This window comes from Actibacterium atlanticum, from assembly GCF_000671395.1.
GTDB lineage: Bacteria > Pseudomonadota > Alphaproteobacteria > Rhodobacterales > Rhodobacteraceae > Actibacterium_D > Actibacterium_D atlanticum.
This window is the reverse complement of record NZ_AQQY01000008.1, coordinates 62,324-79,825: the sequence shown is the minus strand read 5'-3', so window position 1 is coordinate 79,825 and position 17,502 is coordinate 62,324. Positions and strand designations below refer to the sequence as shown.

General features: G+C 60.5%; 12 protein-coding genes. 4 read left to right on the top strand and 8 right to left on the bottom strand.

What is annotated here, in order from left to right; all coding sequences use genetic code 11:
- Window positions 1-465 precede the first annotated feature (465 nt).
- The 7 genes from ATO10_RS12580 to ATO10_RS12550 all read right to left on the bottom strand — a co-directional run bounded on the left by ATO10_RS12580 (window position 466) and on the right by ATO10_RS12550 (window position 10,976).
- On the bottom strand, window positions 466-1,866 hold the full coding sequence (locus ATO10_RS12580) for a TRAP transporter large permease (RefSeq protein ID WP_035252079.1): 1,401 nt from the start codon (window positions 1,864-1,866) through the stop codon (window positions 466-468).
- A gap of 11 nt (window positions 1,867-1,877) precedes the next feature.
- Window positions 1,878-2,510, bottom strand: a complete 633-nt coding sequence (locus tag ATO10_RS12575) for a TRAP transporter small permease subunit (RefSeq protein WP_035252077.1) — start codon at window positions 2,508-2,510, stop codon at window positions 1,878-1,880.
- Between the two features lie 63 nt (window positions 2,511-2,573).
- Window positions 2,574-3,584 (bottom strand): TRAP transporter substrate-binding protein DctP, encoded by a 1,011-nt coding sequence (gene dctP / locus ATO10_RS12570; RefSeq protein ID WP_035252076.1) that lies wholly within the window; start codon window positions 3,582-3,584, stop codon window positions 2,574-2,576.
- 117 nt (window positions 3,585-3,701) lie between these two features.
- Window positions 3,702-5,042 (bottom strand): sigma-54-dependent transcriptional regulator, encoded by a 1,341-nt coding sequence (locus ATO10_RS12565; protein ID WP_035252074.1) that lies wholly within the window; start codon window positions 5,040-5,042, stop codon window positions 3,702-3,704.
- Window positions 5,039-6,769: a sensor histidine kinase gene (locus ATO10_RS12560; RefSeq protein ID WP_035252072.1), complete on the bottom strand. Its 1,731-nt coding sequence runs from the start codon at window positions 6,767-6,769 to the stop codon at window positions 5,039-5,041. Before ATO10_RS12560 ends, ATO10_RS12565 begins: the two co-directional genes overlap by 4 nt.
- Window positions 6,770-6,811: 42 nt before the next feature.
- The gene (locus ATO10_RS12555; RefSeq protein WP_035252070.1) at window positions 6,812-10,015 is read right to left on the bottom strand and encodes an efflux RND transporter permease subunit; all 3,204 of its coding nucleotides are present in this window, start codon (window positions 10,013-10,015) and stop codon (window positions 6,812-6,814) included.
- Window positions 10,008-10,976, bottom strand: coding sequence for an efflux RND transporter periplasmic adaptor subunit (locus ATO10_RS12550; protein WP_035252067.1), 969 nt, complete (start codon window positions 10,974-10,976; stop codon window positions 10,008-10,010). Before ATO10_RS12550 ends, ATO10_RS12555 begins: the two co-directional genes overlap by 8 nt.
- Before the next feature lie 213 nt (window positions 10,977-11,189).
- Between ATO10_RS12550 and ATO10_RS12545 the strand changes: the two genes are divergently transcribed.
- From ATO10_RS12545 to ATO10_RS12535, 3 genes are all read left to right on the top strand, one after another.
- Entirely contained in the window at window positions 11,190-11,528 is a 339-nt protein-coding gene (locus ATO10_RS12545; RefSeq protein WP_035252064.1) for a hypothetical protein, read from the top strand.
- 65 nt (window positions 11,529-11,593) lie between these two features.
- On the top strand, window positions 11,594-12,604 hold the full coding sequence (gene deoC / locus ATO10_RS12540; RefSeq protein ID WP_420313647.1) for a deoxyribose-phosphate aldolase: 1,011 nt from the start codon (window positions 11,594-11,596) through the stop codon (window positions 12,602-12,604).
- Between the two features lie 4 nt (window positions 12,605-12,608).
- Window positions 12,609-14,966, top strand: coding sequence for an aldehyde dehydrogenase family protein (locus ATO10_RS12535; RefSeq protein ID WP_035252062.1), 2,358 nt, complete (start codon window positions 12,609-12,611; stop codon window positions 14,964-14,966).
- A gap of 2 nt (window positions 14,967-14,968) precedes the next feature.
- Here ATO10_RS12535 and ATO10_RS12530 read toward each other — a convergent pair whose 3' ends face one another.
- Entirely contained in the window at window positions 14,969-15,787 is an 819-nt protein-coding gene (locus ATO10_RS12530; RefSeq protein ID WP_035252060.1) for a sulfotransferase family protein, read from the bottom strand.
- A gap of 129 nt (window positions 15,788-15,916) precedes the next feature.
- Here ATO10_RS12530 and ATO10_RS12525 point away from each other — a divergent pair, with 129 nt between their 5' ends.
- A complete protein-coding gene (locus tag ATO10_RS12525; RefSeq protein WP_035252058.1) occupies window positions 15,917-17,494 on the top strand; it encodes a DUF5928 domain-containing protein in 1,578 nt (525 codons plus the stop codon).
- Window positions 17,495-17,502: the final 8 nt, after the last annotated feature.

The window sequence follows — 17,502 nt, the reverse complement described above, 5'->3', positions numbered from 1 at the left end:
AGACCAAATCGAAACAATGAACGCTGATCCAAGGCCATGCGAAAGCGGTGTATTAAACGCGCCGGTCAGCCGTCAGTTTGCCCTCATTCTGGTATGATATCGCCCAGACGCCCTTCACCTGCCCAGTATCAAAAAGCCCATTGGCCGGTCAAATCTCTGCAGCATCTTGGGCGCAGCCAAAATCAAAGCTGTCGCGCCAGCCAAGGTTAGAAAACCTGCCTCAAGCCCGACGGGCGACGCGACCCACAGGTTGCTGTCACGCTTGGGGTCACAAAACGCGATTGCTTAATTTTTATGCAGCCACCCCAGATAAAGGCACAATGCATCGCCGCGCTACAGCGCTGCGATTCGCGCCTTCGCACTCGACCATCACCGGCATCACGTCCAAATGCATCTGTCCGCAGCGCCCAGCGAAGCAAGCCTCCCGATCGCTCTCTTCCTTCGAGGCGCGATCAGGAGGGATCGTCAGACTTGGCTCGGCAACCACAGCACGATGGCCGGGAAAGCCACCAGCAGAGCAATGGTAATCGCGTCCGCGATAAAGAACGGGGTAACGCCCTTGAAGACGTCCTGCACGCTCAGATCATCCCGCACACCGGCGACAACAAAGCAGTTCAGGCCAATCGGGGGGGTAATCAGGCAGAACTCGGCCATCTTCACCACCAGAATGCCAAACCAGATCGCGCACATCGGGCCGGACATGCCAAAGGTACTGTCGGCGGCTGAAACAAACTCGCCGCCATTCAGCGCCATCACCGCCGGATAGACCACCGGCAGGGTCAACAGCAGCATCCCGATGGCGTCCATGAACATGCCCAACACCGCATAGGCCAGAAGAATGCAGATCAGGATCAGCATCGGCGACATCTGCAATGAGGTGATCCAGGCCGCAAAGGCATCGGGCAGTTCGGCAAAGCCCAAGAACCGCACATAGATCAGCACGCCCCAGATGATGGTAAAGATCATCACGCTCAGCTTGGCGGTTTCCAGCAATGCGTCTTTCAGCTGCGCCCAGCGCATCCCGCGATAAAGCGCCATGCAGAAAACCACAAAGGCGCCAATTGCCCCACCCTCGGTCGGGGTGCCCCAAGCGTCTCCGCCAAAGGGGTTGTAGACAAAGAAGATGATGGTCACGACGACAAACAGGATCGGCAGCGCGGGCGGCAGGGCAACAAACCGCTCTTTCCAGGTAAAGCCGCTGACCGCCGGGCCAAAGCCCTTGATCGTCAGCGCCATGCCGATGATCAGCGCGCCATAGATCAGCGCCGAAAACGCGCCGGGGATGAAGCCCGCCAACAGCAGCTTACCCACGTCTTGTTCCACGATGATTGCATAGATCACCAAAATGGCCGACGGCGGGATCAGGCTGGCCAGCGTGCCACCGGCCGCCACGACCCCTGCCGCAAAGCGTTTGTCATAGCCGATCTTCAGCATCTCGGGGATGGCGATCCGCGCGAACACCGCCGAGGTCGCAACCGACGCGCCCGACACCGCCGCAAACCCGGCAGTCGCGAACACGGTCGACACGGCCAAGCCACCCGGCACCCATGCGAACCAACGTTTCGCGGCCTCAAACAGCGCCTTGGTCAGGCCCGCGTAATAGGCCAGATAGCCGATCAGGATGAAGGTCGGGATCAGGCTCAGCGCTTGGCTGGAGACCTTAGAGTGTGGCACCTGCCCGGCGGTTTTCACCGCCACGGTCAGCGCCTTTTCGAACTTATCGGGCGCATAGCCAAACTTGGCCCAGAAAATCCAGATCAACCCTACAAGCCCGGCCAGACCGGCAGCAAAGGCCACCCGCATCCCAAGGATCACGAGCACCAGCATCCCGCCTGAAACGATCAGGCCAATTTCAATCGGTTCCATCTGATCGCCCCTTAGCTGTCTTGACCCGAGACATGCTCGGCTTCCAGCGCGGCTTGCTCGGCCGCATTCAAAATCATCGGCACGGCAATGGGCCGCGCGTCATTGTTGATAAAGGCCCGGACATAGGCCCAAAGCTGCAGGGCCAAGCGCAGACACAGCACGCCAAAGGCCACTGGCGCCAACAGCTTGGCCGGCCAGATTGGCAGTGCGATATCCATAGAGCTATCGCGGCTCCACATGGGCGCACCGAAATCGAAACTGCGTTGGAAATGCGCCCATGTGCCCCACACAAGCAGCACCATCAGAACAAAGATCGCCAGCGTGGTCACGAACTCCACCGCATAAAGCGTGCGCCCCTTCAAAGCGCCGACCAGCATATCCATCCGAATGTGCCCGCCGTCGCGCTGGGTATAGGATATCCCCATAAAGGCAATCAGCGGCATCGCCTGTTCAATCCAGTCGACATAGCCCGGCAGGGGCTGGTTCAGAAAGTTACGCCCGCTGACGGACAACACCGCCAGAACCATCAATGAAAACACCGCAAGCCCGCTGAGAAGGGCCAGACGTTTTTCCAGTTCGTAAAGCACGCGATCAGCTTTGCTGAGCACGCTGGCATCTGTGAATACCAAGGATGATCCGGCCATGGCGGGTCCCCTATTCTGTCATCAGGAAATGCCCCGCGACAAAGCGCGGGGCACGGGGTCAGATCAGCTGTCGCCAGCGATCATGCCAGTGATCATATCGTAAAGCTCCTGCGCGGGCAGACCACGCGCGGTGTTCTCTTCGATCCATGATGCGGCTGCCGGGGCGGCTGCGGCCTCTTTGAACGCTGCGATCTCAGCATCGGCAAAGGTCACCTGCTCAATCCCGCGCTCCTCCAACGCTGGCCCCCAGGCGGCCATGGTCTTGTTGTTGTAAAAGTCGATGTAATAGGCCAGCGCCTCATCAACCGAGCTAAGCAGCGCATCGCGATGCGCGTCCGACAGATCAGCCAGTGCATCGGTGTTCACAACCACGGGGCAATGGACCGAACCGGGGTTCAGGTTAGTGGTCCACCACTTGCCGTTCTCGATGGTGCCAAACGACATATGCGCATGCGGGGCAAAACTGGCGGCCTTGATCACACCACTGTCCAGCGCCTGACGCACCTCGGTGGCCGACATAGAGGTCGGGACAGCACCGACAGTTTCCATCGCCTTGCCAATGCCGCCGGTGGCACGCACGGTCAGACCGGCGAAGTCCGCCAGCGTTGCAGGCGCGTCGCCCACACCCACAAGGTTGTACTGGGGCAGCGGCGAGGGCATCAGCAGCGTCGCGTTCCAGCGACCCAGGTCTTTTTCGACGGCCGGGTGCTTATAGAGCGCCATCGCCAGATCAACCTCTTGCTCCAGCGAACTTACACCCAGAAACGGCAGCTCCAGCACGGTGATCGACGGGTTCTTATCGCGGTGATAGCCCGCGCAGAACTGCGCCATCTCAAACGCGCCGATCGAAATACCATCCAGATTTTCGCGGTTCTTGGACAGGCCACCATAACTGATGCTCAGGGTGAATTCGCCGCCGGTTTTTTGATCGACCAGCTCGGCCAGTTTTTCAACATGTTCGGTAAAGGCGCGGCGTTTGCCCCAAAGCGACACGTTCCATTCAGTCGCCAGAGCTTCGGTTGCAAAAGTCATCGAAAGCGCCGCGATCGCGGCACGGTTCAGGTATTTGCGCATGGTGATTCCTCCCTCAGTCATGCGTTGTGACTGCGACAAGAATGCGCCAGCGCAACGCGTTTGCATATGAGGGAAATCGCATGCCTCCCGCCCCCTGCCCTGCGGATTTCCGCAGGGCTACAAAAGCGCCTCTTTGTCCAAACCCAGCTTAACGATCTTTTCGTTCAGGGTGCGTCGGCCAATGCCCAGCGCCTCGGCGGTGGCGTCCATCCGCCCCGCGTGCGTCCTGATCGCCTTGGCGATCAGCTCACGCTCAAAGGCGGCGACGGCCTCGCGCAGGGTCTCGGGCACGTCTTCGGGTGTTGCACTGGCCTGCAAGGCCTGCGCCATCGAGCCCCCACCACGCCGCGCCGCCAGCACCCGACGCTCGGCGACACTACGCAGTTCGCGCACGTTTCCGGGCCAGTCATGGGACATCAAAGCCGCCAGATCGGCCTGGCTCAGCTCGGGCGGGGTCACCTCATAGATGCGGGCATACTCGGCCAGGAAAAAGGTCGCCAACATGCCCAGATCGTCCAACCGGTTGCGCAGGGTCGGCAAGGTCAGAACCACGGTGTTTAGCCGGAACAACAGGTCAGCACGCAGCCGCCCCTGCACCACTGCCTCTTGCACATCCTCGTTGCTGGCCGAAACCACCCGAAACGCCACCGGCACCGGGGACGACGCCCCAACCGGGAAAATCTGTTTCTCTTCGATGACTCGCAAAAGCTTGGCCTGTACCGGCAAAGGACAGGCGCAAACCTCATCCAGATAGAGCGTGCCACCCGAAGCGTTCAACAGCCGCCCCTCCCGCCCGTCAGACGTGCCGAACATCTCAGCCTCGAAGGTGTCTGGCGTCAGCGCCGCGCAATTGAGCGCCAGAAAAGGGGCGTCCGAACGCCGCCCCAGATCATGCAGCGCATGGGCCACAAGATCCTTGCCGGCGCCGGTTTCCCCCTGCAACAGCACGGCGACCTCGGTTTCGGCCAAATCCAGCACGTCTTCTCTTAGGGCGGCGATGTCGGGGGTCTGGCCAAGCAAAACCCGATCCAACCCCGACAGGCGCATCAGCCGTTCACGCAACCGGGTGTTGGAGTGTCGCATCCGGTTTTGTTCGGCGGCGTGGCTGAGGATCGTCAACAACCGGCGGGGCTCATATGGTTTCTCGACAAAACTATAGGCCCCGTCCTTGATCGCCTGCACCGCCATTGGGATATCCCCATGCGCCGAAATCAAGACCAGCGGCGGATGCGCGTTGGGATCAAGGCTGGTCAACAGCTCCAATCCCGACATGCCCGGCATCCGCACATCAGATAAGATCACATCAGGCAGGAACATCGTCAGGTGTTCGGCCACGCGATCCGCCCGCGATAGGGCCTCAACCCGCCAGCCTGCGGCCTCCATCAACTCGACAAGAGATTGCCGCATACCGCGATCATCTTCGACGATCAGAATACTGAAAGGACGGTCCTGACTCATGCAGCCTCGCTTGTGTCTGTTTCGGAACGCGGGAACACCACGCGGAAAACGGCGCCCCCCCGGTCCGCGTTGCGCGCGGTCATTTCGCCGCCATGGTCGTTCACAATGCTGGCCGAGATCGCAAGCCCCAGCCCCATGCCCCGTCCGCTTTCGCGGGTGGTCACGAAGGGTTCTTGCAGGTCCGCAAGGGTGGCCTCGCCCAGACCGTGCCCGTTGTCCCGGATTTCAAACCAGCTTTCTGCCGCGGATTGATCAACGCTGATCCAGATGGCGGGCGCGGCGCTGTCTTCGACCGCATCCACCGCATTGCGCAGCAGATTGGTCATGACCTGTTCGATCCGCAGCCGACTTCCGCGCAGAATGATCGGGTGATTGGGAAGATCAAAATGGGTCGCAACATCATTGGCCTGGATGTTGGTTTCCACCAAGGCCAAGGCGGCTTTCATCGCGGCGCTCAGATCGACTTCCTCGAACGGGCGATCTTCAGATCGGGCAAAGAACTTAAGCTGCCGGGTGATGCCCTCCATCCGGTCCACCAGCTCTGTGATGCGCGTCGGCAGCCGGGCTTGATTGCCGGTATTCAGCTCGGCAGCAGCCAAATGATTGCGCATCGCTGCGATGGGCTGGCCCAGCTCATGCGTGACCGAAGCGGACAAACGCCCCAACGCCGCCAAGCGGCTGGCGCGCTCTAACTCTCCTTGCGTGCGCTTCAAACGGCGCTCTGCGGCGCGGCGCTCGGTGATCTCAAACGCAAGCTGCTTGTTGGCCTGACGCAGTGCGGCCTCTTCAAGTTCAGAGCGTTGCAAGGCGGCGCCCATACGCCGCGTGCGTTGCACCTGCACGAGCACCAAGACCACCCCGGCGGCAAAAACCGCCAGCGCCGTCGCCAACCAACTGCGCGTCACCGCGCGGTCATCGCTGGCGAAATAGTGCAGCTCCCAGCCGTGGGGCAGGTCACTGCTGGTCAGATGCAGGCGATCAACCCCCGAAATCGTGGCGCGCTGATCCCGTTCGCGGGTCCAGTCCAGCTCTTGCAGGGCTTGACCCGGAAACTGCCTTTCCGCCACGATTTCTGCGCGCGCCTCTGCCTCAAGCGGGGCCAACAGCCGATACCGCCACGCCGGATCTGACGCCAGCAGCACCACCCCATCGGCATTAGACAACAAAACCTGTTCGCCCGCGCTGCGCCAGCTTTCTTCCAGCTTTGAAAGATCCAGCTTGATCGCAATCACACCGACCGGGCCAACCCCCTTGGACTGCACCGCATCGGCAATGAAATACCCCGGCAGACCGGTCGTCGCGCCAATCGCGTAATACCGCCCCTGCTGGCCGGCGACGGCGTCCTGAAAATAGGGACGAAAGGCATAATTCCCACCCAGAAAGCTGATCGGCTGATCATAGTTGGAGGCAGCCACCGTCAGCCCGTCCGTCGTCATCAGATAGATCGCATCCAACCCAGCACTGTCGGAAAACCCCTTGAGCCTTGGGTTCAGGGTTGCAGCTTCGGCCCCCAGTGCCGCCGCCATCACATACACATCCTGAGCCAGCACCTGCGTCAGATGTGAAAACCGTTCAAGCTCAGCTGTGACGGTACTGCGATACAGCGATAAACGCCCCTCAGACCGCGACAGCTCCTGCGCCCGGAAAATGTCATAGGACACAATCTGGACAACCACGGCCACCGCGACCACCGCGGCACTGATCAAAAGAGCGGGCAAGCTGCGCATGGTTTAGTCTTGCCGGGTTTGTTCCCGGCAAGCAAGCACAGCTCAGGTGCGGAAGATGCGATAGATCGCCGGGATCACCAGCACTGTCAGCGCGGTAGACGACGCCAGACCAAACAGCAGCGAGATCGCCAGCCCCTGAAAAATCGGATCCGCAAGGATCACCACTGCACCAATCATCGCCGCAATCGCAGTAAGCAGGATGGGTTTGAACCGCGTCGCGCCTGCCTCGATCAACACATCCACCGTGACCTTTCCATCCGGGTCGGCGTGGCGAATGAAATCGACCAGCAGGATCGAGTTGCGCACAATGATCCCTGCCAGCGCGATGAACCCAATCATCGACGTGGCCGAGAACGGCGCCCCATAAAGCCAATGGCCGAACATGATGCCCAGGAACGTCAGCGGTACCGGCGTCAGGATCACCAGCGGCAGGCGGAAGCTGCCAAACTGCGCCACCACAAGGATGTAAATCCCCAGCAAAGCCACACCAAATGCCGCCCCCATATCGCGGAAGGTGATCCATGTGACCTCCCATTCGCCATCCCAAAGCAGGGTCACGTCAGATTCACTGGCGGGTTGGCCATTCAGGCTGATCTGCGGTTTGGGCAGATCAGACCAATCCATCGCGTCCAGCTTTTCCTGAACAGCGATCATACCATAAAGCGGCGCCTCGAATGTCCCGGCCAGTTCGGCCGTGACCATCTCGGCAAAGCGGCCGTTGTGGCGAAAGATCGGGAAGCTGGCGTGTTCCTCGGTGATCGTGACCACATCGCCAAGCTCAACAACGCCGCGCCCCCCCGGCAGCGCATTTGCCGGCACCGGGGTGGCCAGGGCGCGTTCGTCCAGCACCCGGTTCGCGCGGTCCTGCCCCACCACAATCGGCAGCGGCGCGCGGCCTTCGCCGCGATGCGAATAGCCAACGGTGGTTGAACCGTTCAACAGCTGAAGGGTCTGCAAGGCGTCCGCCTCTTGCACCAGATAGAAATTCAGGTCCGAGGCGTTCAGCTCAGCCCGCAAACGGCGGGGTTGTTCACCAAAGCTATCATCGACGTCGACAATAAATTCGACCTCTTCAAAGGCGGTGCGGACACGCCGGGCAACCTCGCGCCGGGTTTCGGCGTCCGGGCCATAGATTTCAGCCAGCAGGGTCGCGATCACCGGCGGGCCGGGAGGCGGTTCAACCACTTTCATGTTGGTGCCCGGTGGGACGTCCAATTCGGCCAGCATCTCGCGCAGCTCCAGCGCAATGTCGTGGCTGGCGCGCTCGCGGTGATGCTTGGCATGCAGGTTCAACTGCACCTCGCCCAGTTGCGGCTGCTGGCGCAGGAAATAGTGTCGCACAAGCCCATTGAAGTTGAACGGCGCGGCGGTGCCAGCGTGGGTCTGGGCCGAGTGGACCTCGGGCAGATGCATGGCAACCCGCGCGGCATCCTGCACCACGGCGTCGGTGGCTTCAACCGATGCGCCTTCGGGCAGATCGACCACGATGGCCAGTTCGGACTTATTGTCAAAGGGCAGCAGTTTGACGGTCACATCCTTGGTGTAAAGCGCGCCCAAAGACCCAAAGGACAACACCACCACAGCCAGCAGGAACACCCAGCTGATGGTTTTCGTTTTCAGAACTGGCCGCGCGATGGCCGCATAGATCTTGCCCAGCCGCCCCCCGGCCTCGGCGCTTTCGTCGTGATGCGCGGGGGCTTTGCCCGCGATCTTCAACATCAACCAAGGCGTGATGATCACCGCCACAAAGAACGAGAAAATCATCGCCGCCGAGGCATTGGCCGGAATGGGGCTCATGTAGGGGCCCATCAATCCCGATACGAACAGCATCGGCAACAGGGCGACGACCACGGTCAGGGTGGCCACGATGGTCGGGTTCCCGACCTCGGCCACCGCATCTATTGCCGCCTGCAAACGGGTTTTCTGTGGGTCTTTGGCCCAGTGGCGGGCGATGTTTTCGATCACCACAATGGCGTCGTCCACCAAAATCCCGATCGAGAATATCAGCGCAAACAAAGACACCCGGTTCAGCGTGTAGCCCATGATGTAAGCGGCAAACAGCGTCAGCAGGATCGTCACCGGAATGACCACGGCCACCACGATGGCCTCGCGCCAGCCAATCGCGACCAATACCAGCCCAACAATGGAAACGGTCGCCAACCCCAGATGGAACAACAGCTCGTTGGCCTTTTCATCGGCGGTTTCGCCATAGTCGCGGGTGACCTCGACCGCCACGCTATCGGGGATCAATCCGCCTTCCATTGCGTGAACCCGGTGTAGGATTTCTTCGGCAACGATCACAGCGTTGGCCCCGGCGCGCTTGGCCAAGGCAAGGGTCACAGCGGGCGAAGTTTCGATCCCGCCATCTTCAGCGTGGTGCAGGCTGTAAACGTGATGTTCATCTAGATCCGACACAAAGCCGACCTCGGCCAGATCGCGGACATAAAGCGTCCGGCCATCGCGCGCCGTGACCTCTAGGTTGCTGATCTCTTCGGCCGAACTCAGCGTGCGGCCCAGCACCAGACCGACCTGCGCGCCGCCATCGCGGATCATGCCCGCGGGCGCGGCCGAATTGGCCCCTTCGATCTTGCCCGCCAGCTGCTGCAACGTCACCCCGTAAAGCGCAAGCTTTTCAGGGTCCGGCGCGATGCGCAGGGCCTGCTCGGTCGCCCCGACAAGATAGGTCAGACCGACATCTTCAATCTTGGTCAGTTCGACCTCGACCTCGCGGGCGATGCGGGTCAGATCGCCCGCCGACACGTCGCCGTGCTGGCCGGTGAACGTTAGCGAGACAATCGCAACGTCATTGATCCCGCGCCCGATCACTTTCGGTTCGGGAATGCCCTTGGGGATACGATCCAGATTGGCCAACAGCTTATCGCGCACCCGCACGATGGCAGTTTCCGCATCCAGCCCCACTTCAAAGCGCGCCGTTACAAGAACCTGATCATCCGCAGTCTGCGAATAGACATGTTCGACGTCGTCCAGCCCCTTGACGATAATCTCAAGCGGCTCGGTGATCAGCTTGACGGCATCCTCGGCACGCAGCCCCGCCGCCTGCACATGAATATCCACCAGCGGCACGGAAATCTGCGGCTCTTCCTCGCGCGGCAGTGAGATCAGCGCGATCAGCCCCACCGCCAGCGAAGCCATCAGAAACAACGGCGTCAGAGGCGAGGCGATAAAGGCCCGGGTCAGTTGCCCGGCAATGCCCAGCGGGCCAGAACCCTTGTCAGAATCACTCATCGGGCGTCACCACCATGTCTCCGGCGCGCAGGCCGCTCAAAATTTCCCGATGCGCATGCCCGTCAATCATCACGGTGCGGCCCGGAACAACGGTGCGCTGCACCTGATCCCCGTGTGTTTCAATGGTGACAAAATCCAATCCACCCAGCTGCGAGACAGCCGCAACCGGCACCATCAGCGCCGCGCGTTGTGCCACAGGCACGCGCACCGGCAGACGGCGCCCGATGAACCGCGCATCCAGATCGGGAACTTCGACATCGGCCAACACCCTGCCCGCCTCAATCTGAGGATAAAGCTTTACCAGAGTGCCCTGTGCCCCCCCGGCTTGGGTGCCCAGTTCAATCTGGTCCCCTTCGGTCAGGCTGTCAGCATGGCGTTCGGGCAGGGCCAACCGCAAGAACACGCCGCCCCCGGCAATCTGGGCAATCGGCTCACCGGGGTTAATAACAGATCCACGGGCCACCGGCACACTCAACACCACCCCGTTCACCGGCGACAACACGGCACCTTCGGCCACGCGTTGCTCCAGAACCAACCGTTCGGCCTGCGCTGATTTTATATTGTTTTCAAGCACATCCACCGCCGTGCGCAGCTGATCCAATCGCTGCACCGTGATCACACCGCGTTCCCGCAAGGATTCACCGCGCTCCAGATCAGCCTGTGCCGTGGCAAGTTGCGTGGTCAGCCCGGCCAACTGCGCATCCACCGCTTCTTGTTGAAAGACCAGCTTGTCATCCACCACAACAGCAATCCGCGCGCCCTCGGCCACGCGGTCGCCCTCGGTGACTTCCAGCGCGACGATTGTGCCGCCAATCCGCGCCCGAGCCGGAACCAGATCGCGCGGCTCGACCTCTCCGTAAACGGCCTTCCATTCGGTGATTGACGTGGGTTGCAGCTGAAAAACATCCCCATACGCGCCGCTGCCCGTCAAAAATACTAGGGTCAAAATTAGTCTCAGCATCGGTGATCTCCTTCTGCCCTGAAATCCATTGCAAATGGTGCCCTTTTGTTACCATGGCAGCAATCTGCCAGGCTATATATTCATTATATGGAATTTGTCTAGAGCCGCGCTGCGCCGTGCCCATAAAGCCTTACTCGACCTTTCGTGCCGTTAACTCTAATAAATACCGGGTGCGGGCCGCATTTGGCGCGCGGGTAATGAAGAGTATGGCCGATGTCGGCGCGTGACACAGACAGCATGATTGAAGCCATCATCGAAGCCCTCGTTTCACGGGATGACGGCTGGCGGGACGTGGTGCGTGATATGGTGCGGGCCTACCCTGAATCATCGGTGCATGAACTGGCCTTCGCGCTGACCGCAGCCGCATCAGCCATTGAATCGATGTACCTGCCACAAAGCCCCTCTTACCCGGCTGCTCAGCGGGCCTATCGACTGGCCGCACTGCTGGGGGCGGATATCTATGCTGCGCGAATGCGGCGTGTCTGGGTGGATGACCTTGCGTCGCTCGAAGCTTATTGGCGCGATCATGACGACTATTTCCTGACGCTCTAAGCCGCGCCCGGTTGCCAAGCCTTTACACCCATGCCACCCTCACGGCCAAGCGCAGGGAGGCGCAGATGCCCCAGACCAAAACCACCGCGATGACCCCAACATCCGAGCAAACGACCAAGCTGCCGCAAGTGACGCTGACCCGAAACCCGGGCCTGCCGCTGGATATGGATTGGGTCATGGCTGCGCAGGCCAACACCTCGGCGATTGAACGGCGCGCCAAAACCCTGCCGGGGCGGCGGTCGGTTAAGAAAGACTATCAGGCGGCGTGGCTTCTGAAAGCCGTAACCCTGATCGACCTGACCACCCTGTCGGGTGACGACACAGTCGGGCGCGTCCGGCGCCTATGCGCCAAGGCGCGCCAACCTGTGCGCGCTGATCTGCTGGATGCCGTGGGCATGGGCCCGATCACCACCGGCGCAGTTTGCGTGTACCACGACATGGTCGAAACAGCAGTGGCCGCACTTGCGGGCACGAACATCCCCGTTGCCGCCGTATCCACCGGGTTTCCGGCGGGCCTGTCCCCCTTTGCGCTGCGCGTGCAGGAAATCCGCGAAAGCGTCAAAGCCGGGGCCGCAGAAATCGACATCGTGATCAGCCGCCGCCATGTGCTGACCGGCAACTGGCAAACGCTTTATGACGAAATGCGCGCCTTTCGCGAGGCCTGCGGCGACGCCCATGTAAAGGCCATTTTGGCCACCGGTGAACTTGGCAGCCTGCGCAATGTCGCCCGCGCCAGCCTTGTGTGCATGATGGCCGGGGCCGATTTCATAAAGACCTCAACCGGCAAGGAAAGCGTCAACGCCACCCTGCCCGTCAGTCTGGTGATGATGCGCGCCATCCGCGACTACCACCAACGCACCGGGCACATGGTGGGCTATAAACCGGCGGGCGGGATCTCCAAAGCCAAGGATGCGCTGGTCTATCTGTCCTTGCTCAAAGAGGAACTGGGCACCCGCTGGATGCAACCCGACCTGTTCCGCTTTGGCGCCTCCAGCCTGTTGGGCGATATCGAGCGCCAGCTGGAACACCACGTGACCGGCGCCTATTCCGCCAACTACCGCCACGCGATGGGATAACGATATGACCGTTTCCGAGATTTTCGACAGCATGGATTACGGCACCGCCCCCGAAAGCGCGGCCGAGGCTTTGGCCTGGCTGGTGGATGGCGGCGACCGGTTTGGCCATTTCATCGACGGCGCGATGACGGCGCCGGCGGATGGGTTCGAAAGCCGTAACCCCGCCACGGGCGAGGTTCTCGCAACCCTGACACACGCCACGCAAAGCGATGTCGACGCCGCCGTCACCGCAGCCCGCAAAGCCTTTGGCCGCTGGTCCAAACGCCCGGGCCATGAACGCGCGAAATACCTCTATGCGCTGGCGCGATTGGTGCAAAAACACGCACGGCTTTTCGCGGTGCTCGAAACCCTCGACAACGGCAAACCGATCCGCGAAAGCCGCGATATCGACGTGCCCTTGGTGGCGCGGCATTTCTATTACCACGCCGGGCTGGCACAGCTGATCGACAGCGAACTGCCCGGCCACGCGCCCCTTGGCGTGTGCGGCCAGATCATCCCGTGGAACTTCCCGCTGTTGATGCTGGCATGGAAGGTCGCCCCCGCCTTGGCGGCGGGCAATACGGTGGTGCTGAAGCCTGCCGAATACACCTCGCTGACCGCTTTGCTGTTTGCCGACATCTGCCGCGAGGCGGGCTTGCCAAAGGGCGTCGTCAACATCGTCACGGGCGACGGCGCGGTGGGCGAGATGATCGTGAACCACAAGGGCATCGACAAAATCGCCTTTACCGGCTCCACACAGGTGGGCCGCGCCATCCGCGCAGCCACCGCCGGGTCGGGCAAGGCGCTGACCTTAGAACTTGGCGGCAAATCCCCCTATATCGTGTTTGATGATGCCGATCTGGATTCAGCGGTCGAGGGTCTGGTCGATGCGATCTGGTTCAATCAGGGTCAGGTTTGTTGCGCCGGGTCGCGCTTGTTGGTGCAGGAAGGCGTGGCTGATGCGTTCTATGCCAAACTGCGCGCCCGGATGGACAAGCTGCGCATCGGCGACCCGCTGGACAAATGCATCGACGTCGGCGCGCTGGTCGACCCGGTGCAACAGCAACGCGTCACGCATATGGTCGACGCCAACACGGGCGGCGACACCTATCGCGCCGCCTGTCCCTTGCCCGAAACCGGCTGCTACTATCCCCCCACCCTGATCACGGGGCTGGCCCCGTCAGACGCATTGATGCAGGAGGAAATCTTTGGCCCCGTTCTGGTCGGCTGCACTTTCCGCACCCCGGCCGAGGCGGTGCAACTGGCCAACAACACCCGCTATGGGCTGGCGGCGTCTGTGTGGTCCGAAAACGTCAATCTGGCGCTTGATATCGCGCCCAAACTGGTTGCGGGCGTGGTTTGGGTCAATGGCACCAACATGTTCGACGCCGCCGCCGGATTTGGCGGCATGCGCGAAAGCGGTTTTGGCCGCGAAGGCGGGTGGGAAGGCTTGCAGGCTTATCTGAAACCCGATCATCCGACCAAACCTCTCAAACCCATCCTGCCGCATTCAAAACCCGAAGAGCCCGAGGTCGCCGACCCGCTGGACCGCACCGCCAAGCTGTTCATCGGCGGCAAGCAGGCCCGCCCCGATGGCGGCTATTCCCGCGCGGTCTATACCCCGCGCGGGCGGCTTTTGGGCCATATGGGGCTGGGCAGTCGCAAGGACATCCGCAACGCGGTTGAGGCCGCCAACAGCGCGCGCAGCTGGGCCAAGACCACCGCGCATCTGCGCGCACAGATCCTGTATTACATCGCCGAAAACCTCTCGGCCCGCCGCACTGAATTCGCGGATCGGATCAGTGATCTGACCGGCCAGCACGGCAAAACCGCCAAGGCCGAGGTCGACGCCGCCATCGCCCGCCTGTTCACCTATGGCGCCTGGGCCGACAAGTTTGACGGCGCGGTGCACGGCGTGCCCCTGCGCGGCGTCGCCATGGCGATGAACGAACCAGTTGGGGTGATCGGCGCGCTCTGCCCCGATGATCTGCCGCTGCTTGGGCTGGTGTCGGTCATGGCCCCGGCGATTGCCATGGGCAACGCCTGTGTTCTGATCCCGTCAGAACCTTTCCCGCTGGCCGCAACTGATTTCTATCAGGTGCTGGAAACCTCGGACCTGCCCGCAGGTGTGGTGAACATCGTCACCGGCAGCCACGCGGAACTTGCCGCGCCCATGGCCGCACATATGAATCTGGACGCCGTCTGGAGCTTTTCGTCCACCGACCTGTCAAAAACCATTGAGCGCGAGGCCGCAGGCAACCTGAAACGCACTTGGGTGAACAACGCCCGCACCCGCGACTGGTTCAACGCTGCGGGCGAAGGCCGCGCCTTTTTACAAGCCGCGACCGAGGTCAAAAACATCTGGGTGCCCTACGGCGAGTAACCTTACTCGCCCAGTTTGGCGTGGACCTCGTCCAGGTCGATTTCTCCAATCGGCATCTTGTTGCCCGGATTGTCGAAATCATATTTGAACAGGTCGAAATCACGCTTGTAGATTTCATAGACCAGATGCATCGACAGATCGTCGAAGTAATCCTCAACCGGGTGGGCGCGCTTGGGGCCGTGGCCTTCGGATTCGTTGAACCGCGGAATATCACCCAGATCGACCGCCTGCGGCGTTTCAATCGCATCCATCACCTGTTGCATGCCGTCATTGAAAGCCTCGGTGTGAATGATCTTGTCATACCGTCCGCCATTCACGATGAAGGTCGAGACATGCCCCGACATGGCCGACCAGTGAATGTCAGGCTCCATCGGGCGACGCCAGCGGATGGTATCGCGCGCGAACAGCAAAAAGCGGCGGAAAGACTGGACCTGATCAAATTCAAACCCGGTCTCCGGGTCGCCCACTTCGATGCCGTACCGCTGGATCAGCAAGGGCACCATATTGCCGCGATACCGGCGGCCGTTGCGCTGAATCCCGCAAATCTTATCAAAGAACGAGCTCAGAATTCGCGTGTACGGATTGCGTACACAGGTGAAAGCATAAGAATTATGCGCTTTCACATTGCTTTCAATTTTGGGCTGACTGTGCTCAAGCGACCACTTGTGCAACCCATCTTGGGCGTCGTGAATATCTCCATCGAAAAATTCGCCATGATCCGAATAGAACATGATCTGCCCGATGGTCGAACAGGCACATTTCGGGACGACGCGATACACAACGCTTTCACTTTCGGTCATCCAAGTCCCGGGAAATCCCATACTGTCGCGTCTCCTTGACTGCCTACGCGCGGCTTTTGCTACAAAAAAGCAAAGAAACCCTGTTTATTCAACGGGTGTTCACTGTATCAAGTTACCCACAGGCAGATTAATCAGAGTATGACCCGTTAAATGGCCCGTATAGCCTACATTTTGCTGTGTCACAAAGACCCCGATGCGATCATTCAGCAGGCGGAGCGGTTAACCGCCGTGGGCGATTTCATTTCGATTCACTTCGATGCCCGCGCCAACAAGGCCCATTTCGATAAAATCCAGTCGGCGCTGGGGGGCAATGCCAACGTGGTGTTCGCCAAGAAACGCATCAAATGCGGTTGGGGCGCATGGTCTCTGGTTCAGGCCACGCTCTATGCCGTGCAAGCCGCAGAAGAGGCGTTTCCCCGGGCCACGCATTTCTACATGTTGTCGGGCGACTGCATGCCGGTGAAATCCGCCGAATACGCGCATCAGTTTCTGGATGCCAAAGATGTGGACTATATCGAAAGCTTCGATTTCTTCGCATCCGACTGGATCAAGACGGGCATGAAGGGGGATCGGCTGTTCTATCGCCACTTCTTCAACGAACGCACCCATAAATGGTGGTTCTATACCTCGTACAAAATGCAAAAACGGCTGGGGCTGGATCGTAAGATTCCCTCTGATCTGCAGGTGATGATCGGCTCGCAATGGTGGTGTCTGCGCCGCCGTACGATTGAGGCCGTGCTGGAATTTTGCCGCAAACGTAAGGATGTGATGCGGTTCTTTTCCACCACCTGGATTCCGGATGAAACCTTCTTTCAGACCATCGTGCGCCATCTGGTTCCCGAACAAGAGCTAAGCAGCCGCACCCTGACCTTCCTGGTCTTTTCCGACTATGGCATGCCAGCCAACTTCTATAACGACCATTACGATATGCTGCTGAGTCAGGATTATCTGTTCGCGCGCAAAATCTCGCCCGAGGCCAAAGAACTCAAGCGTCGGCTTGGCGCGCTCTATGCCTCGCAAGGGGAACAGTTCAACATTTCGAACGAAGGCCGGTCGATGTTCAAGTTCCTGACCGGGCGTGGCCGGATGGGACGCCGGTTTGCCCAACGGTTCTGGGAGGCCGAATCAAGCCTGGGCCGCGAACGCGAACTAATGATTGTCACCTGCAAGAAGTGGCACGTGGCCAAGCGACTGATTGAACAGACCCGCAAGGAAACCAACGTTCCGGTGATCGAGTACCTGTTCAACGAAGAATCCACCCCGCTGCCCGATCTGGGCGGCATTCAGACCACGCTGGAAAAACGCACCCGCCACCGCCGCGCGTTGATGCGGATGCTGTTTGACTATTATGACACCGACCGTCTGATCATCTGCCTGGACCCCAGCAACCTGGACCTGATGCAGGATTTCTACGCGGACCGCTCGACCACCAAGCTGCTCGAAATCCGGACCGAGTTCACCGATGACTACCTGATCGGCCACGCCACACGGATTGGATTGGCCAGCGAAAGCACGCCGCCCGAAACCATCGACCGCTTGTTGCCGACGATCCGCTATGACATGCGGTTTGAAAGTGAACGCATCCGGGATTCCGACTTCCCGTTCTATTTCCGCATGGAAGAACGCAAAACCGCCACCGAAAACGCCGCCGCCCTGTCCGGTTTTCTGGACATTAGCCCCGAAGTAGCCCAGCGCATCGCGGGCACTGAATACCTATACGTAGACTGAGGAAGACA